Raw genomic sequence first — 18,787 nt, 5'->3', positions numbered from 1 at the left:
GACGAACCAACTTCTCAGGAACAAGGAGTAGTTGCGGGCGGTGGCCCGGCTGGACCGAGGCGCTTGGCACCCGTTGCCGCCTTGCAGGCCGCTAGCCTGTCGGTATGTCAGAGCGTGTCATGCCCGGTCGCACGGACGGCCTGATCACCCTGGTTGCCGCGGACGCTCTGTGGGTCGATCTGACGGTCGACAGCGCGGTGCCGACGGCTTCTGGGGCATTCACGTGCTCTCCTGCCTGTGCCCGGGTGGGGTACGTCCTGCTCGGCGGCCATGTGGTGGCGACGGCACGGGCGAGCGGCGGCCAGTGGAGTGTTCCGGAGGCCCGGGTGCGCCGGGCGGCCGCGGAACTGAACGCGGTGGGGATGGATCGGCAGGACCTGGTCCGCATCGGTCCGTTTCGTGGGGCATCGAGGCAGGCGTGCGACGAGGAAACGCCGCTGCGTTGGCGCCGGCGCATCACGGGGGAACTGGAGGAACTGGGCGGCCCCGAGGTGGCAGTACGGCGTGAAGTCGGCCGGCCCTACCATCTGGCGGGGATCGACTGGCGACAGATCCTCGTGGAGCAGACTCGCGACGGGACGCGGCGCACGTGGTGGCTGCCGCGCGCTGTGGTCAGGCTGCTGGACGCGGCCGAGCACGCCGAAACGCAGTGGGTGCAAGCCGCGCGGACCAGCCGGGCAACCGCAGCCGTCGCCGGGCCACCCTCCCACCACCGGCAGGCCAAAGACGCCGGCGGTCGGCAGACGACGAGACCCGCGGACCCCACCGCCTCGCTGCGCCCGTACAACGCAGAGCTGGACGGCCAGCTGTACTCGGTGCTCAGCAGGAAGCCCGGTACCTCCCGCAAGGTGGCCGGGTGGGCGTGCGCCGTCTGCCGCACCGCGCCCGCCACTGTGCTCGACCACTGCCACGAACACGGCTACGTTCGCGCCCCCGTGTGCCAGTCCTGCAACACACAGGAACGCCCCGACCACCTGTACAGCAACGACATCCGCGTGGCGAACCGCTACACACGCCTCTTCCACACCGACACCGACGACTGGCTTCGCCACTGGCACCGCTGCCCCGGCTGCCGGGCACGCACCACCCTGCCCCTGCCGCACCTCGCCGCATGGACCGCCCACATAGCCTGCCGAGCGCTGCGCCCGACCCACCGCGCCCCCGGTGGACGCAAGCCCTGCGGTGTCCTGCGCGTGTCCTGGACAGGCAGTCAGAACGCTCCCCGTTCCTGCCTGCTCACGGTCGCCGTCGACTTCTGCCCCTCCGGCGAGCACCGTGTCCTGGCGCAAGTCCCCTACCGCGAAGCCGCCGAGCGGTTCCGTACCTGGCTGGCCGAGACGGCCCCTGCCGTGGCCGCAGCGGCAGGTCCTGACCGCCTGGACGGCCTCCCTGCCCAGTTCCGGCCAGTCATCCCGGACACCAGCGGCGAGGACCTGGAACTGTTCTGAGCGGGCGCCGGGAGACCTGACACCCCACCGTCGTCCCTCGTAGCTGCTGGCTCTCTGGCTCTCGACACGGTCAGGGTTACGCCAGCCGCAGCTCTCCCGTCATCACGGGCATGTGCGTATGGTTCAACTCACCCCTCGGACACCAGCAGAGAGCCCAGTTCGTCTGGGGTTCTCCTGTTGTCTGGCTGTGGCGTGACAAACCGCGTGACCAACAGTGGTCGACAGGATGCGGACCCGTCGGTTTCCCCTTTGAGAGCCCGCCTGTTCACCGAGTCGATCGCGCAGCGCGACCAGTCAAGGTCGCTGCGTGTACCCAGCTCGTCGAGGACGAGGCGGTGCAGTTTCGCCCAGACCCGGGCGGCGGTTGGCGCCACCCGCTGGAACAGCTCGGTCCGCGGTCCTCACGCGACGCAGAACTCGTTGCCTTCCGGGTCCTGCATGGTCCACCAGTGTCCGGCTGGCCCCTTGTTCACCTCGCGGATGCGAGTCGCGCCCAGGGCCTCCAGCCGTGTCACCAGGGTGTCGAGGTCGCCGGACTCGCTGTGGACGTCCAGGTGCAGGCGGTTCTTGCCGGTCTTGCCTTCGGGGACGTCCTGGAAGAGCAGGCGCCGCCCGCGGCCGATGCCGCTTATGGGGTCGAACGGGTCCTCGGGGTGTCTGACGGCTGCGTAGCCGCGGAAGATCTTGCGGCCGCGGTGCTCGGCGACTGCTTCCTCGCCGAGGTGGCCGGCGGCCAGCAGCTGCTCGATGAGCGCGCCGGGGTCTTCCACCTCGTACTCCAGGGCCGCGGCCCAGAAGTCCGCCAGGGCGGGTGCGTTCGCGCTGTCGATGACCAGTTTCCAGTTCAAAGCCATGTAACTGGTTATATTGGTTACATGGACGCTGTCGCAAACCGAGGGCTCGTACTGCGCTCCCACACCGGTGCCGCCTACCGGTTCGACCCCGGCGCCCTGTGCCTGGAACTGCTCCCCACCGGAGGCCCCGGCCCCCTCAGCCGGTACGAGGTACTGCACCAGCCCGCCGACCTGACCGCCTGGGCCGAGCAGTCACGTCTCACCCCGACCCCCGACCTGCGGATCACGGAAAGCGAGGTGGCCGACGCGCGTCGACTACGCAACGCCCTGTTCCGGGCAGCCGCCGCCCTCACCCACCACGAGCCGCCCACGCCCGGCGATCTGGACGTGATCAACGATGCGGCGGCGCATACACCGCTGGCTCCCGTCATCGGCGCGGACGGAAAGCGGCACTGGGCCGGCACCGGCAGCGGCACCCAACTGCTCGCCACCGTCGCGCGCGACGCCGTGGACCTCCTCACCGGCCCCCTCGCCCCCCGCATCCGGACGTGCGCGGCCGAGGACTGCCACCTCATCTACGTCGACATCTCGCGCCCCGGCCGCCGCCGCTGGTGCTCCATGGAGCACTGCGGCAACCGCCACAAAGTCCGCGCCCTGCGTACCCGCCGGTTCGAGAAAGGATGACCACCATGCCCACCGGACTCACCGAGGACGCCGGCTGGCAGATCGGCGTCTCCCGCACCCTGCCCCACCCGCCCTCCGCCGTCTGGGACTTCATCAGCGGTCCCGAAGGACTCGCGCTCTGGCTCGGCCCCGGTGCCACCCTCACCCCCGAGCGTGGCACCCCCTACCGGACGGCCGCAGGCGTGGCGGGCGAAGTGCGCGGTTACCGGCCGGGCGACCGGATCCGCGTCACCCACGACACCACCACCGTCCAGGTCGCTCTCCGCCCTACCGTCGACGGGGCCGGAACCATGCTCCGCTTCCACCAGGAACACCTGTCCAACGCCGACGAGCGCGAACAGCAACGAGCCCATTGGCAACAGGTCATGGGCAAGGTCGCCACCGCTCTCGACGAGCAGTAGCTCGCCCATCACCCACGCTCACCAGTCCCCATGGCGCCCCGACGCGCAGACTCCCGCGAAACGCGGCCGGCGGGATCGTTCCGGCAGTGGACCTCCGCCAGCGTGCCCGTCGCGACGCTGGCCTCCGTCGGCGTCCTGGCCTTACCCGAAGGGTTTTCGATTCAAGCGCCGGCCAAGCAGGAACGGACTTCGCTGGCCGTTTCATCGACGGATTGCGCGGTGAAGAACCTGACCTGGTAGGTGGAGATGCCGTCATCCGATTAGATCATTTTCTGGATGGAGAATTTCTCGACCGGGCAGGTGTCGAGCTCATCGCCTGGCACGCCCGCTCGCGGCGTTGCCGAAATGTCTCCATAGCTCTGCTATGAAGACATCCCGGCGTCTTGCGATCGCACGCACCAGGCGCCGCTCCTTCTTCCACGGAGATCCGTCAGAAGCGCCCTGGGCCATTCGGGGTACGGCATCGGGAGGCAGTGTCGTGCGTGGGCACATGACGCCGGATGAGTTCCGGCGTCACGGCCGGCAGGTGGTCGACTGGATCGCCGCCTACCAGGAGAAGATCGAGTCGTACCCGGTGCGGTCCCAGGTAGAGCCGGGTGAGGTACTGGGCGCGCTGCCGCCGAGTCCACCGGAGACGGGCGAGGGTTTCGAGGGGGTGTTGGCGGATCTGGACCGGGTGCTGATGCCTGGCATCACGCACTGGCAGCATCCCTCGTTCTTCGCGTATTTCCCGGCCAACGCCAGCGGCCCGGCGATCCTGGGCGACCTGCTCTCGTCCGGGCTGGGTGTTCAGGGCATGCTGTGGGCGACCAGTCCGGCCTGCACCGAGCTGGAGACCCGCGTGGTCGACTGGCTGGCGCAGCTGCTGGGCCTGCCGGAGGCGTTCCGGGGCAACGGTGTCATCCAGGACTCGGCGTCCAGTGCTTCGTTGGTGGCGGTCGTCGCCGCGCTGCACCGAGCGGGTGGGGGGAAGCCCGGGCAGGACGGCGTCAGCGCGCGGTACACGCTCTACACCAGCTCACAGACCCACTCCTCGCTGGAGAAGGCTGCGCGGATCTGTGGGCTCGGCGCGGCTGCCGTGCGGGTGGTGGACGTCGATCCACAGACCCTGGCGATGGACCCGGCCTGCCTGGAGACGACGATCGCCCAGGACCGCGCGGCCGGTGCCGTGCCGCTGCTGGTGTGTGCGACGGTCGGCACGACCTCGACCACCGCGATCGACCCGGTGCCCGAGATCGGCGAGGTGTGCCGCCGCAACGGTGCCTGGCTGCACGTGGACGCGGCCTATGCGGGCGTGGCGGCGGTGTGCCCGGAACTGCGCTGGCTCAACGACGGACTGGCGCAGTATGCCGACTCCTACGTCACCAACCCGCACAAGTGGATGCTCACCAACTTCGACTGCACCGCGCTGTGGGTGGCCGACCGCGCACCGCTGGTGGGTGCGCTCTCGGTCCTCCCCGAGTACCTGCGCAACCAGGCCACCGCCTCGGGCGAGGTCATCGACTACCGCGACTGGCAGATCCCGCTCGGCCGCCGTTTTCGCGCCCTCAAGCTGTGGTCGGTGATCCGCTGGTACGGGGCGCAGGGGCTGCGGGCACACATCCGCAACGGTGTCGGCCTGGCGCAGGAGCTGGCCGGGTGGATCGCGGCCGATGCGGCATTCCACGTGCACCCCCACCACCCGCTGGGCCTGGTCTGCTTCCACCCGCTATGGCCTCAACTGCCCGACACCGAGGCGGACGCGGCCACCCTGCGGATCATGCAACGGCTCAACGACTCCGGCGAGTTGTACCTCACCCACGCCAAGGCCGGCGGCCGGGTGCTGCTGCGCATGGCCATCGGCGCACCGGGCACCGAGCAGCGGCATGTGCGACGTGCCTGGGACCGGATCACCGCCGCCGTACGCGCCGGGAACGCACCCTGACGCCCGGCCAGGCACCCGAGCCGCTTCTTCGTATCGATCGCCGAATCCTCGGCCGACCCTGTAGGAGCACACATGCACGACGTGATCATCATCGGCGGCGGCATCTCCGGCGCCACCGCCGCCCGCGAACTGGGGACAGCAGGACATTCCGTGGTGCTGCTGGAAGCCCGCGACCGCCTCGGAGGACGGACCTGGACCAGCACCTTCCCCGGCACCGACACACCCGTCGACCTCGGCGGCATGTGGCTGGGCCGCCGCGACACCTTCCACCGCATCTACGCCGAGGCCGCCCGCTATCAACTCCCCGTCGTGCAAAGCCCCAGCACGACCGTCAGCAGCCTGTTCATCGACGGCATCCGCCACACCGACCCGCAGGCCCTGCCCCCCGGCTACGGCGCCGAAATCGAGGGCGCCATCCGGCGGATGACCGAAACCGCCCGGGCCACCGGCCCCCACCTCAACGACCCCGACCGCACCCGTCCGCTGGATGTGTCGATCCGTCAGTACCTGTCCACGTTCGGCATGTCCCCCACGGCGCTCGCCACCCTCTGCCAGCAGGCGTCGGTGCACTACGGAGCCCCCGCCGACGAGATCTCCGCGCTGTACCTTCTCGGTGAGATCGCCACCCGGTACACCCTGTTCGCGCAGCAGACGCTGGCGCTCGACGTCCTCGACAGCTTCCGCGACGGGACGAAGGCCCTCCTGGACGCGCTCATCGCCGATGCCGGCGCCGAGGTCCACCTGTCCTCTCCCGTGCGCCGTGTCACCCAGACCTCCGACCACGTGGAGGTCATCACCGACGCCGACGAGCGGTTCCTCGCCCGCACCGCGGTCGTCGCCACTCCGTTGAACTGCTGGCACACCATCGACTTCCACCCGGCCCTGCACCCCGCCAAGGAGGCCGTCAGCGCCCAGGGCCACGCCGGGCACTTCGCCAAGGTCTGGCTGCTGGCCGAGGGCTTGCCCGATCCGTCCTTCTTCGCCGCGGGCACCCCGGACGGATTCCAGTGGATCCGCACCGAACGGGTCACCGCCCAGGGCAGCCTGCTCACCGGCTTCGGCGACCCCGTGGCCTCCCCCGACCTGTACACCCTGTCGGGTGCGCAGAAGGCCCTGGCCGCCTACGCGCCGGAGGCCCGTGTCAAGGCCGTGCACAGCCACGACTGGAACGAGGACCCCTACTCGCGCGGCACGTGGATCGCCTACCGCCCCGGCTGGCTCACCACACACGGACCCGCCATCAGCGCCCCCGAAGGACGCATCGCCTTCGCCGGAGGCGACACCTCCACCAACTTCAACGCGCTGTGGATGGACGGGGCCGTCGACACCGGCATCCGCGCCGCCGCCCACACCCGAACCCTCCTGAAAACCCCGCGCACCCACGCCTGATCGTATCGGCGGCGTCCTGCGGGTCGCGGGCGGGCGGCCTGGCGGTCTTCGTGTGGGGTCGGCTCCCGGGCTCAGCGTGCGCCGGGCTCGGGGCCGTCGCCGTACGGCAGCAGATTGCCCGCGATGCGGGGGAGACAGCGGTCGAGCCCGGCGCCACGACCGGCGAGGACCTCGAAGCCGGTCGGCCGCAGCCGCAACTCGATCGCCCGCAGCCGGTCGAGGTTCCCCAACGCACGGACCCGCGCCTGCAGGCCCGGTCGGTCGAAGAGGTCCTCGGGGCGCACGAACACCGCGCCATCGCGGGTGCTTTCCGCCTCGGTGCCGGCGAGATCGACGAGGCTGATGCCGCCCGGATGGAAGACCCGGTCCGCGGCCAGCCAGGTCAGGGGCAGGCCCGCGAACAACTCGGGCATGTCGGCGAAGCGCATCGGCAGGACCACGGGGTTGAGGTAGGCGTCGGCGTCCGCGACGTCCTGTTCGGCCGTCGTGAGCGCGGTACCGGTCCAACCGACGGGGAAGCCGTAGTCCGCCAGCGACAGTTCGAGTCCGAGGTCGCGGATCGTGGCGAGCCCGCCCTCGTGGTTGTCGGGCGATGTGAGCAGCTGCACCAGCTCCCGGTCCAACATCCGTCCGTGTTCGCCGACCGCGTCGTACAGCCACAGATAGACGAGTCCGTCGTCCGTGAGGTGCTCGGTGAGCCACTGCAGCCCGGCCCGAGGCGAGGGGAGATGGTGCAGCACCCCACAGCACACCGCCAGGTCGAACCGGCGCTGCAGGTCCAATTCCGGCATGCTGCCGTGAACGAACTCGACATTGGTCACCCCGTACCGCTCGGCGGACCGCCGTGCGATCTCAAGGGAACGGCGGCAGGCGTCCACCCCCGTGAACCGGGCCTTGGGGTAACGCCGGGCGAGCGCCATCAGGATGGAGCCGGTTCCGCACCCGGCGTCGAGGATCTCCCAGCCCTCCAACTCGGTGTCCCGCAGAACGAAGGGGAGTTGCTCGGCGACCATCTCCATGACCGGAGCGTCCTCCGCCGGAGAAGGGAAGGGAAAGGTCTCGTAGAGCTGTGCGACGTCGCTCGTCATCTCGGGTGCACCTTCCTGATTTCGATTTCCATCAGTGCCGAGGGATGAAAACGCCGATGGTTTCCGGGCACCATCGGGAAGTCTAAGTCGACATTTCGAGGTGCCGCAAAAGGATCTCAAAATCCCGATTCCGGCGTACGCGACATTCGACTGTTCGAGTGGATGAGGCGGCTCGGAGACATGAAGTTCGCATTCACGGCCACTTCGCTGTACGCCCGCTTCCTCCGCTGATACCGCTGCTCAACGCCGCCGGGCGGACCAAGACCCCGATCACGGATTCCCCGGGACCCCGGGGAATCCGTGAAACCCGCCATCGGCGAAGCGCGGTGCAGCGTCACCCGCGAATTCTCCGTTGGCGCATCCTGGAAAGTCGTGCTGAGAATCCCATGTAGCAGATTGACACCAGGACGGTCGAGCACGGCTTTGTGCCATGAGTCGTACACGGACATCACCGACACCAGACGCACCGGCTCCACCGGCTCCACGGGCTCGACCTCGACAGCATCCGTGCCCTCGCCGCCCCGTCCGGATTCACCGACGTACCGGTCTTCGACAACTACGCCCCGCGGCCCACGGACCACACCACGAACCACGAGACGTGAGTGCTCACCCGATCGTGCTCCGTTCCGCTCGACATGTCGGAGAAGACGAGACACCTCGGAGAAGAGAGGCTGGAAGCAATGCTGATCTGCGGGCTGAAGCTGACACACGACGGCGGGGTCGCCGTCATCGAGGACGGCACGCTACTGTGCAGCATCGAGATGGAGAAACTGAACGGCAACCCGCGCTACCAACCGCTGGACCGCCTGGAAACCGTCGAGGACGTCCTGGCCGAGCAGGGAGTGCGGCCGTCCGACCTCGACGCCGTCGTGGTCGACGGGTGGATGGCGGCGCCGAGCGAACCCACACCATGGCTGAGGGAGTTGACGCACCACGGGCGACCGGTGGCGCTTGAGGTCGCGCCGTACTCCGAGGCGGACCGCAACGCCAAGGCGGCACTGCACCGCTACGAGTTCGACGGCCTGCCGCTGGGCAACCGCGTCATCCGCTACGCCAGCTACCACCACGGGACGCAGCATCTGCTCGGGGCCTACTGCACCAGCCCGTTCGCCGCCCGCGGCGAATCCGCACTCGGCATCGTCTGGGACGGCGGCACCGTTCCCCGGCTGTACAGGGTGGACACCGCCCCGTTCCGGGTACGGAGCCTGGGGCCCCTCTTCCCCGTCTACGGCAACGCCTTCGCCGACTACTGCGCCCAGTGGGACCCGTTCCGCTCCCGGGCGACCTCGCAACAGGACGAGCAGGAGATCACCAACGCCGCCGTACCCCGAAACCTCGACGTGGCGGGCAAGGCGATGGCGTACGCCGCCCTGGGACGGGACGAACACACCCTGTACCGAGCCTTCGACACCCAACTGGACCGCATTCCGCTCACGTTCGACACCGGCATCGAGCTGGCCGAGTGGTGCCGCGAGCACCGCGACGAGGTGTTGCCCGGCGGCTCGGAAGCCGACTTCATCGCCAGCTTCCAGGGCTATCTCGGCGCCAGACTGCTGACCGCGCTGCGTGAGCGCATGGCGGAACTCGCACCCGACCTGCGCAGCCCGAATCTGTGCCTGTCGGGCGGGTGCGCCCTCAACATCAAGTGGAACAGCCTGATCCGCAACAGCGGCCTCTTCACCGAGGTATGGATTCCGCCGTTCCCGAACGACTCCGGCGCCGCGCTCGGCACCGCGGCCGCCGAGATGATGACCCAGGAGGGCAGAACCGCCCTGGACTGGGACGTGTTCCGCGGCCCCAGGCTGCTGCCGGCGACCGACGTACCCGGGTGGACCTGGGAACCGTGCGACGCCGCCGGGCTCGCCAAGGTCCTCCACGAAACCGCGGAGCCGGTCGTGGTCCTCAACGGGCGGGCCGAACTGGGACCCCGCGCGCTCGGCGGCCGCAGCATCCTCGCCACGGCCACCGACCCGAAGACCAAGGACCGACTCAACGACATCAAGGGCCGCGCCAACTACCGCCCGGTCGCCCCGATCTGCCTGGAACACCGGGCACCGGAGATCTTCGCCCCCGGCTGCCCCGACCCCTACATGCTCTTCGACCACGAGGTACGCCCCGGCTGGCACACCAAGATCCCGGCCGTCGTCCACCTCGACGGCACGGCCCGACTGCAGACCGTCACCGAGCACCACAACCCACTCCTGGCCGCCGTACTCACCGAGTACGAACACCTCAGCGGCGTACCGGTGCTGTGCAACACCAGCGCCAACGACCAGGGATGCGGCTTCTTCCCCGACGTGCGAGCGGCGGCACGCTGGGGCCGCGCGGACCTGCTCTGGTCGGACGGACGCCTGTACTCCCGGAAGTGACTGCGGGTGTGTCCGGCTCCGGAAGGGGTAGGGGCGAGGTCGCCCCTACCCCTCCACACGTCACACGGGGAGCAGCTGCCACTGCCGTTCCCGGTGGTCGCCCTCCGCCCGGTGCTGCGTGATCGCTGTGCGGGCGTTGGTGTCGACGCGCAGAATCAGACCGCTGTTCCGGTTCGCGATCTCGTACACCGGCGGGCTGTCGGTCGCGGAGCTGACCGGGATCAGCCTCCACTGCTGGTGGTGGGCGTCGTCACCCTCGTAGGCGCGTTGCGCGACCACTGCTCCGGCCGTCTCGTGCCCTCCGGCGATCTCCAGGACCTTGCCGCTGCGCACGTTCTCGATCGTGTACAGGTTGTCGCCGTCGTCCTGGCCCGCGACGACCAGTCGCCACCGCTGGTGACCCCTGGGGGTGGCGAGGGACTGGTGGATCTCGGCCCCGTCCTTGGTGGACTCGCGCTGGACCGCCATCCGCAGCCTGCTGCGGACGTTGGCCCAGGAGACCACCGTGCCCGAATCGGGCAGCCCGGCCCGCTTCGGCAACGCGACCTTGCGAACCCGGTTGTTGGCGTGGTCGGCGATGTAGAGGGTGCCGACGCGGTTCACGACGACGCCGATCGGTTTGTTCAGCTGGGCCGAAGTGGCTGGGCCGTCGTCACCGGTGAAGCCCGCGGTGCCCGTGCCGGCGACCGTGCTGATCTTCCCGTCGGCCGTGACCTTCCGGACCCGGTGGTTGCCGTAATCGCCGATGTAGAGGGTGCCGATGCTGTCCACCGTCACCTCGAACGGGCGGTCCAACTGGGCAGCGGTGGCTGGGCCGTCGTCACCGGTGAAGCCCGCGGTGCCCGTGCCGGCGACCGTGCTGATCTTCCCGTCGGCCGTGACCTTCCGGACCCGGTGGTTTCCTTCATCGGCGATGTAGAGCTCGCCCGCGCGGCCCACCTCCATTCCCCTCGGGCGGCTCAGCTGGGCCGAAATCGCCGGACCGCCGTCTCCGTCGGATCCCGCGGTCCCGGTCCCCGCGACCGTGCTGATCTTCCCGTCAGTCGTGATCTTCCGAACTCGGCGGTTGTTGTACTCGGAGACATAGAGGACGCCGGTGCTGTCCACCGCCACCCCGCGCGGGTCGTCCAACTGGGCTGCGGTGGCGGGACCGCCGTCACCGCTGAAGCCCTTGGTGCCCGTGCCGGCGACCGTGCTGATCTTCCCGTCGGCCGTGACCTTCCGGACCCGGTGGTTGTCGGAATCGGCGATGTAGACGGCGCCCGCACTGTCCACCGCCACCCCGCGCGGAAGGTTCAGTTGGGCCGAGACGGCGGGGCCGCAGTCACCGCTGAAGCCCTTGGTGCCCGTGCCTACGACCGTGCTGATCTTCCCGTCAGTCGTGATCCTCCGGACCCGGTGGTTGCCGAACTCGGAGAAGTAGAGGGTGCCGGCGCTGTCCACCGCGACCCCGTACGGGTATCTCGACTGGGCCGAAACGGCAGGCCCGTTGTCCCCTGCGAACCCACCGACCCCGGTCCCCGCGAACGTGCTGATCGGAGGGGCGCAGTCCTCGCCACTTGTGGTTGCCGCCTGGGCAGTGCTCATCGTCATCCCTTCACCGTTCACTGACCGCGTGCTACGAGCGGTTGTCGTTGGAGACGGACGGGTCGTCGGCGGTCGGTTTGGCTGCCTTGGGTGCCTTGGCGAAGTCGCTCTTCTTCGGCCTGTTCTCCAGGTCCTCGTCCTTCTGAAGGCCGCTGTGCTCCGTCACCGTCGCGCTCGACTCCCGCATGCCGGCGGACGCCGCCTTGGACACCGAGCCGGGATCCTGGGCGTACTGGGCCTGCGCATGGGCCGACGCCTGGGTGGTCTGGATGAAGGAGCCGAGGAAGCCCAGGACGGCCCGCGCTTCGGGCGACTGCTCCTGCACGATCTTCGCGCGGGAGTTGGCCCCGTGGATCGCGCTGTCGAACAGGCTCGTGCTCCTGTCGTCGTAGGTGTCGTCGTCGGAGTCCTCGAAGTCGACGCCCGTGCCCGGTTGCGGCTTGGCGCTGTCGGTGGTCACGGAGAAGAGCCCCGCGCTCTTGCCCGCGGAGCCGAAGATGTTGTCGAACACCATGGTCGTTGCCCCTGGTTGTCTCGTGGCGGCGGCGCGGTGGTGGTGTCGCCCGCCCGGTCAAGGCTTCTTGTGCAGTTCTCGTTCGCTGCCGGTCAGGCTCTCGCCGTCGAACATCGTGTGGTGGACCTCCAGGGCCGAGACGACTTCGGCCAGCCCCTTCATGCGGAAGCCGTTGCCGCCGGCCAGGTCGATGTCACCGAGGTCGCGGGCGACGACGTGGTCGAGGCCGGGGTAGTTCCGGGTCTGCGGGGGAGACAGGACCGCCACCGGTACGGCGTACTGCACCGCGAGCAGCCCGGAGAAGGTCACCGGGATCTCGTAGGAGTACTGCTTGCGGGTACGCCGCTGCGTGACGATGGTCGTCACCCGGGAGCCCGGCGGAACCTTGCCGGAGATCTGCGATTTCGAGGCCCAGCTGGTGGTCAGGGAGCCGCCGACGGAGGCTGCGATACCCAGCGCCAGCTGCGCGTTGAGCGAGGCGTTGCCGGTGGCGCTGCCCGTGGTCGTGAACCCCACCGAGTTCGTCATCGAGTTCGACGCGGAGTTCGTCACGGCATTCCTCGTGGACGTCTCGGTGGCGTGGGCTTTGTCGACGCCGACGCTGTCCTTGCTGTTCTTGTTGGTCACGGTGTCCGTGTTCCGGTTCGCCATCTCGTTCTGGCACTGCGTCTGGAGTTGCGACTGGAGGTCCAGCCGGAGCTGGTTCTGCAACTGCAACTGGAGTGACGCGCCGACGCTGCCGCCGAAGGTGAGCTTGGCATCTCCCTGGAGTGACCAGGTGACCCCGTTCGACACGGTGAAATCGACCGAGTCGGTGAAGGTCATCTCGGATGTCTGGCTGCGGTTGACGTAGGCGCGCGAGGAGAACGTGTCGGGCGGGGGCTGGCTGATGTTGCCCCGCTCCTCGATCAGCGGCTCCCCGAGGTTCATGTAGGCGAGCCAGCCCAGATTGAAGGCGGACCCGGGGAAGGTGCCGAAGCTCGACTTGTTCAGGGAGAACCCGACGGGCTTGTGCCGCACGCCGTAGTCGTCGACGTAGACCAGGTTGGGGTGGTCCAGGATGGACTGCCAGGTCTGCTCGATATTGAGTTCCCGCAGGTTCTTTTTCGTCAGCGGCTGGCGCTTGGCCCGTTCCAGGTTGTACGCGTTGGAAGGCATTCCCCGTCCTCGACTGATCTGGTCGAACTGCGCTCGGTGAACGTTAAGTCGGTAACAGGCATCTGTGCATGTCCCGACAATCGAAATTACCGCGGGCCCCGTCACCCAAACGATGAGTCCGGGCATTCACCCAATCGAGTGGTCGGGGTTCGGTGAAGGTTCTCAACTCGCAGCAGCCGAAGGTAGGTTGAAGCGCCGCCAATCACCCGATCAATTGCTTTCCGGCAGTCCTGCCTGCGGGCGCTGCGGCCTCGGGTGTTGACGTGGGCGGGTTGACGCGGGTGAGGGTATTCGATTCGGCCGTCCCATCGCTTTCGAGCCGTCTCCATCGAGGGCGATTGAGCCCGAAGAAATTCGGCGCGATAAAGCACTGAACCGAGCGCACGACGCATTGCTCTCCACATTCGGAACAGGTGAGGTTTACGCGATGTACACCCAAGAACGCACGACGATGTCGAATTTGGTGGTCGGCGGCCCGGTGGCGGTGAACAGCTACGACAACGCCATCGTGGCGGCGCTGCTCGAAAACCGGCCGGTCATGCTCGTGCACGCCTTCAACGGCGGCTACCTGCGGCCCGCCGAGCTGAAGGAGGAGAGCCACGACAAGGGGGTCAAACTGGCCACCGCGCTCGACCCGGACACCAAGGAAGCGCAGGGCCACCTCTGGTACATCACGCCCGCCGGCTACTTCGGGCAGCGACCGCTGTACTTCATCGAGAGCGCCGCGGGCCAGGTGTCGCCCGCACCCGCCGGTGCGGGCGACACCGACGCCGGGCGCGGCGACGACGGCGCGCCGAAGCCGCAGCGCAGGCGCATCACCGTCCACCAGGAGGCCCCGAAGAGCACGGCCGACACCGTCCAGGTGGGCCTGCCCGACAAGGTCGGCGACCTGTGGCGCGGGAAGAACGGTGCGCCCGAGGACACCCAGCTGTGGGTCGTCACGGTGACGCCGTGGGGCGGGATCACGTTCGTGCCGATCACCCACCCCGACGCCATCCTCGGGTTCAAGGACCATGCGGTGACGGCCGACAGCGAGGTGCGTCTCACCTACAACTGGGGCGGGGACTTCACCGGGACGGTCATCAACACGTTCTACCCGCGGCTGCCCAGCGAGTGGAACGTCCCGTACCACCACGTCTTCACGTGATCCGCGGTCACCGTCGCGCCGAACCCGTCCCGAGCCAACGCCCTTACCGCCTGGAAGAGGCACCACGATGCCCGTGCCCATCGAAGAACTGAAACTGGAGATCGTCAACGCCGCCACGGGGAAGCCGCTCGGCGCCGAGGCCGCGCCGAGCGCGGACGGGGTGCTCGTCGTCCGCGACTTCCCCGATGGCGGCCCGAGCCCGGAGCAGTGGCAGCTCGCCCCCGTGCCGGCCGCGCAAGGCGAGGAAGCAGAGGACAATCAGGCATATGTGATCCGCAACGCGGTCAGCGGCCAGGTGCTCGACGACCCCGCCGCCGCGGACCGCGCCGTCCGCCAGTCGGATGCCGCCGACGGCAATCAGAGCCAGCGGTGGCACGTCGTCCCCGTTGAGGGCGAAGCGGGCCTCTACTTCATCGAGGGCGCGACCGACGGCGCCGTCCTCGATCTCGCCGACCCCGGCGCGGACGCAACCGGGATCGTCCTGCGCGAGCACGACGACAGCGCGGAGAGCCAGCGGTGGCGGTTCGTGCCGGCCGAGCCCGAGCGCACCAGCGACCCCGTGCTGCGCTGGTCGGCACTGGGCCACTGGAACGGCCGCCGGTCCTGGCGGCTGGCCCCCTCGACCGCACTGCGGCCGGCCCCCGGCGCGACGCCCTCCTTCAGCAACATGCTCCTGGTCCTGGAGCAGTTCGGGAGCGACGAGGACGCCGGGGGGTGGAAGAGCGAAGGGGTCACCCTTCCCCAAGCTCCCGGCTTCGCTCGGGCAGGGGATGCCCCGTTCCCCGGTGGGCAACCGGGCTGGTGGGCCGGGGCCGGTGCGCGCTTCCTCGCCGACACCACGGGAGCCAAGCGGGCGGACATCGTCGGGCTCAAGCTCGCGGAAGGGGCCGCGACGTCGTCCAGCCGAGGCGACGGCACCTTCGACGACGAGGAGCGCGTGCTGCACCCGCCCGTACCCTCCGCGAGCCCCGAAGACCTGTGGACTTTCGCGGACACGACGGGCGACGGCAAGCCCGATGTCGTCGTGCTCGCCGCCGACGGTGTCCGGTTGTCCCCCAAAGGCGAGGACGGGACGTTCGCGCCCGCGGGCGGCGAGCCGGCCCTCAAGGCGTTCGGCCACGGCGAGCAGGCCGGCGGGTGGCTGGCCGACAAGCATCCGCGCTTCCTCGTCGACACCACCGGTGACGGCAGGCTGGACGTGGTCGGCTGCCACGACGACGGCGTCTGGCTGTCGCTCCAGGACGAGGAAGGAAAGTTCGCACCCATCGGCGACGAACCCGTTCTCCGGGCGTTCGGCCACGACGAGAAGGCGGGCGGGTGGCTGGCCGACAAGCATCCGCGCTTCCTCGTCGACACCACCGGTGACGGCAGGCTCGACATCGTCGGCTGCCACGACGACGGCGTCTGGGTGTCGCACCAGGACGAGGACGGGACGTTCGCCGACCCCCTGTACGTCCTCGACGACTTCGGGGTCGACCAGGGGTGGAAATCGGTCGAGGAGCACCCCCGGTTCCTGCTCAGGACCACCGCTGGCGGAACACCCGACATCGTCGGGTTCGGCCCGCAGGGCGTCGTCGTCGCACGCGGGCGCGGCGACGGCACGTTCGAGCCCGCGAAGCTCGTCCTGAACGACTTCGGGATCGCCCAGGGGTGGACGAGCGGCAAGCACCTTCGGTTCCTCGCCGACGTCACCGGCGACGGCAACCCGGACATCGTCGGCTTCGGCAACGAGGGGGTCTGGGTGTCGCACAGCCGCGGCGACGGCCGGTTCGAGCAGGCCCAGTTGGTGTGCCGAGGGTTCGGGTACAACGAGGACGCAGGCGCCTGGCGGGTCGACCGCCACCCCCGCTTCCTCGCCGACATCACCGGCGAAGGGCGCGTCGACATCGTCGGCTTCGGCGGTCCGGGCGTGTACGTGGCCCGGAACCTCTTCCGCCGCTTCAGGACCCGATAACCCTCGGAGGAGCTCCGCGGCCGCACCCCGGCGACGCGCCATCGGCGTACCGGAACCCTTCACCCCGCCCCGACGTGCGGCCTGGCACGGCTCCGCCTGCGAGGCCGCACGTCGAGGTCTCAGCGGCCTGGAGAAGGGAACGGTGCCCCCGAAGGGGCGTTCACAGCGAGCGCGAAAGCATTCCACGCCGACGTGACCACGTCTCCCCGGCGAGAGCCCTCAGCCGCAGGCCGGCTACAGCACGCCCGCGTCCCGCGCCGTCCACACCGACGGGATCAGCGGGCGGTAGCCCAGTTCGTGACGGATGCGGGTCGTCGACATCACGCTGTGCCATTGGTCCGGGGTGTCCTTGTCGTACACCTCCTGCGGTACCGGCAGGCCGTGGAACTGGAAGAGGTCGACCGTGGTGACCGGGGCATCGTCGGCGATGTTGTAGACGCCGTGCGCTCCCGGCGCGTACAGCAACCGCCGCAGGCCCTGCGCCACATCCAGGTGGTGGCCCATGTGCAGGCGCTGCATGGCGGGCCAGTTCTGAGCCCACTCCATCGCGTTGGCCAGATGGGGGTCCCCCTCGCCGTACACGAACGGCAACCGTCCGATGCGCAGGTCGTCGAGGCCGTCCAACGCCCCGAGCGCGCGCTCCGCCTCCCACTTGGACTCGGGATAGGCGCCCCAGAGATGACCGCCCGGCACCGTCTCGTCGCTCTCGACCAGCGCCCTGCCGCGCCCCCTGCCGTACACCAGCGCGGTGCTGACCTGGACGAATCGTCGGACGCCCGAGGCCACCGCGGCCCGGCCCAGCTCGACGGCCGCGTCCCGGTTGACCGCCCGCGCCTCCTCGTCGGGCACCCCGCGGAAAGCGGCGGCGACGTTCACCACCGCGTCCACGCCCGCCGTCGCCTTGCCGAGCACCTCCACATCGCGCAGGTCGCCGACCAGCACCTGGGCGCCGAGTTCGGCGAAGTGCTCGCCGCGCGCCGCGTCCCGCACCAGGACCCGCACCTCGCCGCCAGTCACCGCGCCCTGCAACAGTCGCGGCACGAACCGCCGCCCGACCTGGCCCGTCGCCCCTGTCACCAACGTCAGCATGGCCGCCTCCTCGTCGTCGTAGCCATGCCCCAAGCCTGCGGGGACGGCGCGAGCGGCGGGAGAGACGCGGTTATCCACGGACCGGCACTCCCTGGATAGGCGTCCGGGGCCGGGGGATCCTGAATCCGTGAACCGCACCGAACTCGCCGACTTCCTGCGCCGCGCCCGCATCCGCCTGGGCCCCTCCGACGTGGGCCTGAGCGCGGGGCCGCGGCGCCGCACCCCGGGCCTGCGCCGCGAGGAGGTGGCACAGCTCGCCGGGATGTCCACGGACTACTACACGCGCCTGGAACAGCGCCGCGGCTCCCACCCCTCGCGGCAGATGCTCACCGCCCTCGCCCGTGCCCTGCGGCTCACGGACGTCGAGCGCGATCATCTGTTCCATCTGGCGGGCCAGGAGCCCCCGCGGCCCGGCGGCTCCTCGGGCCACGTCCGCCCGGGTCTGCTGCTGATCCTGGACCGGCTGCACGACCTCCCGGCGTCGGTGCTGAGCGACTGGGGCGAGGTGCTCGCGCAGAACACGATGTCGGTGGCCCTGACCGGCGACCACGTCGGGACCAATGTGATCCGCCGCTGGTTCACGGTGCCGGGCGCACGGGACCTGTTCCCGCCCGAGAACCACGAGCAGCATGCCCGCGCGCACGTGGCGAGCCTGCGGGCGGTCACCGCGGCCCGCCCCGACGACCCGGGCCCGGCCGCCCTGGTGGCCGAACTCCGCGCCGCGTCAGGGGAGTTCGAGGAGCTCTGGGAGTCGCACGACGTCGTGGTGCGCCGCCCGTCGCCGAAGCGCTTCCTGCACCCCGTGGTCGGCGTCCTCGACCTCGACTGCGAAGTGCTGCTCAGCGACGGCCACGGTCACGGCCAGCAACTCGTCGTCCACTCGGCGCAGCCGGGCACGCAGACGTACCAGCGGCTCGAACTCCTGCGGGTCGTCGGCCTCCAGGATCTGACCCCCAGCTCGTAGCAGAGGCATGCGCCGCGTCAGGCGTCGGTCGGTCGCGGCAGTACGGTCGCGCGCTGCACGGTGCTCCGCGTAGGGCGGTGCCACGACGGTGCGGCGGTGTTCGTCGGGCTCACCGGCGGTACGGCGACGGCTGGGGCGGTCCGCGGCCGGGTACCGCGGGCCTGCCGGCTGGTCGTGGTCACCCGCGGCGGGCAGCGGCGGAACCACCGAGGGGGCGAAGCCGATGGGCTGGCTGTTGACGTCGGTCAGGAGCTTTCCGTCCTGCCATGGCCGTCGT

The 18,787-nt window shown here is 69.7% G+C and carries 17 protein-coding genes and 1 pseudogene; 10 read left to right on the top strand and 8 right to left on the bottom strand.

Translation table 11 applies throughout. The features are described 5' to 3' along the window. The first annotated feature begins 104 nt into the window (after positions 1-104). Positions 105-1,448 (top strand): endonuclease domain-containing protein, encoded by a 1,344-nt coding sequence (locus SNOUR_RS09455; protein ID WP_067345543.1) that lies wholly within the window; start codon positions 105-107, stop codon positions 1,446-1,448. 217 nt (positions 1,449-1,665) lie between these two features. Here SNOUR_RS09455 and SNOUR_RS42770 read toward each other — a convergent pair. Beyond that, a pseudogene (locus tag SNOUR_RS42770) lies at positions 1,666-1,807 on the bottom strand (IS5/IS1182 family transposase); the annotation flags it as partial. 42 nt (positions 1,808-1,849) lie between these two features. After that, positions 1,850-2,302: a VOC family protein gene (locus SNOUR_RS09450; protein ID WP_067345540.1), complete on the bottom strand. Its 453-nt coding sequence runs from the start codon at positions 2,300-2,302 to the stop codon at positions 1,850-1,852. Positions 2,303-2,323: 21 nt separating this feature from the next. On the opposite strand from SNOUR_RS09450, the gene SNOUR_RS09445 reads away from it, so the two are divergent. The 5 genes from SNOUR_RS09445 to SNOUR_RS09430 all read left to right on the top strand — a co-directional run bounded on the left by SNOUR_RS09445 (position 2,324) and on the right by SNOUR_RS09430 (position 6,640). Next, the gene (locus SNOUR_RS09445; protein WP_067345537.1) at positions 2,324-2,926 is read left to right on the top strand and encodes a CGNR zinc finger domain-containing protein; all 603 of its coding nucleotides are present in this window, start codon (positions 2,324-2,326) and stop codon (positions 2,924-2,926) included. A gap of 5 nt (positions 2,927-2,931) precedes the next feature. Then, a complete protein-coding gene (locus SNOUR_RS09440) occupies positions 2,932-3,327 on the top strand; it encodes an SRPBCC family protein (RefSeq protein WP_067345535.1) in 396 nt (131 codons plus the stop codon). A gap of 102 nt (positions 3,328-3,429) precedes the next feature. After that, positions 3,430-3,567, top strand: coding sequence for a hypothetical protein (locus SNOUR_RS46135; RefSeq protein WP_159425838.1), 138 nt, complete (start codon positions 3,430-3,432; stop codon positions 3,565-3,567). Positions 3,568-3,817: 250 nt separating this feature from the next. Next, entirely contained in the window at positions 3,818-5,251 is a 1,434-nt protein-coding gene (locus tag SNOUR_RS09435; protein ID WP_067345532.1) for an aminotransferase class V-fold PLP-dependent enzyme, read from the top strand. Between the two features lie 72 nt (positions 5,252-5,323). Further along, positions 5,324-6,640, top strand: coding sequence for a flavin monoamine oxidase family protein (locus SNOUR_RS09430; RefSeq protein WP_067345530.1), 1,317 nt, complete (start codon positions 5,324-5,326; stop codon positions 6,638-6,640). 71 nt (positions 6,641-6,711) lie between these two features. On the opposite strand, the gene SNOUR_RS09425 is transcribed toward SNOUR_RS09430, so the two are convergent. Both SNOUR_RS09425 and SNOUR_RS46130 read right to left on the bottom strand, forming a co-directional pair. Then, positions 6,712-7,728: a class I SAM-dependent methyltransferase gene (locus tag SNOUR_RS09425; RefSeq protein ID WP_067345528.1), complete on the bottom strand. Its 1,017-nt coding sequence runs from the start codon at positions 7,726-7,728 to the stop codon at positions 6,712-6,714. 116 nt (positions 7,729-7,844) lie between these two features. Next, complete coding sequence (locus tag SNOUR_RS46130; RefSeq protein WP_159425837.1) at positions 7,845-8,213, bottom strand: hypothetical protein; 369 nt, start codon at positions 8,211-8,213, stop codon at positions 7,845-7,847. A 150-nt stretch (positions 8,214-8,363) separates the two neighbouring features. Here SNOUR_RS46130 and SNOUR_RS09420 point away from each other — a divergent pair, with 150 nt between their 5' ends. Continuing rightward, positions 8,364-10,097: a carbamoyltransferase N-terminal domain-containing protein gene (locus SNOUR_RS09420; RefSeq protein WP_312632197.1), complete on the top strand. Its 1,734-nt coding sequence runs from the start codon at positions 8,364-8,366 to the stop codon at positions 10,095-10,097. 60 nt (positions 10,098-10,157) lie between these two features. On the opposite strand, the gene SNOUR_RS09415 is transcribed toward SNOUR_RS09420, so the two are convergent. The 3 genes from SNOUR_RS09415 to SNOUR_RS09405 are packed head-to-tail and all read right to left on the bottom strand — an operon-like array spanning position 10,158 to position 13,356. Further along, a complete protein-coding gene (locus tag SNOUR_RS09415) occupies positions 10,158-11,684 on the bottom strand; it encodes an NHL domain-containing protein (RefSeq protein ID WP_067357996.1) in 1,527 nt (508 codons plus the stop codon). Positions 11,685-11,715: 31 nt separating this feature from the next. After that, the gene (locus SNOUR_RS09410) at positions 11,716-12,198 is read right to left on the bottom strand and encodes a hypothetical protein (RefSeq protein ID WP_067345522.1); all 483 of its coding nucleotides are present in this window, start codon (positions 12,196-12,198) and stop codon (positions 11,716-11,718) included. 57 nt (positions 12,199-12,255) lie between these two features. Further along, positions 12,256-13,356 (bottom strand): hypothetical protein, encoded by a 1,101-nt coding sequence (locus SNOUR_RS09405; RefSeq protein ID WP_067345520.1) that lies wholly within the window; start codon positions 13,354-13,356, stop codon positions 12,256-12,258. Between the two features lie 427 nt (positions 13,357-13,783). Here SNOUR_RS09405 and SNOUR_RS09400 point away from each other — a divergent pair, with 427 nt between their 5' ends. Together SNOUR_RS09400 and SNOUR_RS09395 are read left to right on the top strand one after the other, a co-directional pair. Further along, positions 13,784-14,503, top strand: coding sequence for a hypothetical protein (locus SNOUR_RS09400; RefSeq protein WP_067345518.1), 720 nt, complete (start codon positions 13,784-13,786; stop codon positions 14,501-14,503). A gap of 67 nt (positions 14,504-14,570) precedes the next feature. Then, positions 14,571-16,457 carry an FG-GAP-like repeat-containing protein gene (locus tag SNOUR_RS09395; protein WP_067345516.1) on the top strand — a complete coding sequence of 629 codons (1,887 nt, stop codon included), beginning with the start codon at positions 14,571-14,573 and terminating at the stop codon, positions 16,455-16,457. 234 nt (positions 16,458-16,691) lie between these two features. Here SNOUR_RS09395 and SNOUR_RS09390 read toward each other — a convergent pair whose 3' ends face one another. After that, the gene (locus SNOUR_RS09390) at positions 16,692-17,546 is read right to left on the bottom strand and encodes an NAD-dependent epimerase/dehydratase family protein (RefSeq protein ID WP_067345513.1); all 855 of its coding nucleotides are present in this window, start codon (positions 17,544-17,546) and stop codon (positions 16,692-16,694) included. Between the two features lie 127 nt (positions 17,547-17,673). On the opposite strand from SNOUR_RS09390, the gene SNOUR_RS09385 reads away from it, so the two are divergent. Beyond that, positions 17,674-18,510 carry a helix-turn-helix transcriptional regulator gene (locus SNOUR_RS09385; RefSeq protein ID WP_067345510.1) on the top strand — a complete coding sequence of 279 codons (837 nt, stop codon included), beginning with the start codon at positions 17,674-17,676 and terminating at the stop codon, positions 18,508-18,510. Positions 18,511-18,787: the final 277 nt, after the last annotated feature.

It is taken from the genome of Streptomyces noursei ATCC 11455, assembly GCF_001704275.1.
Classification (GTDB): domain Bacteria; phylum Actinomycetota; class Actinomycetes; order Streptomycetales; family Streptomycetaceae; genus Streptomyces; species Streptomyces noursei.
Note: the sequence above shows the minus strand (reverse complement) of the source record. Positions and strands in the feature narration are given on the sequence as shown.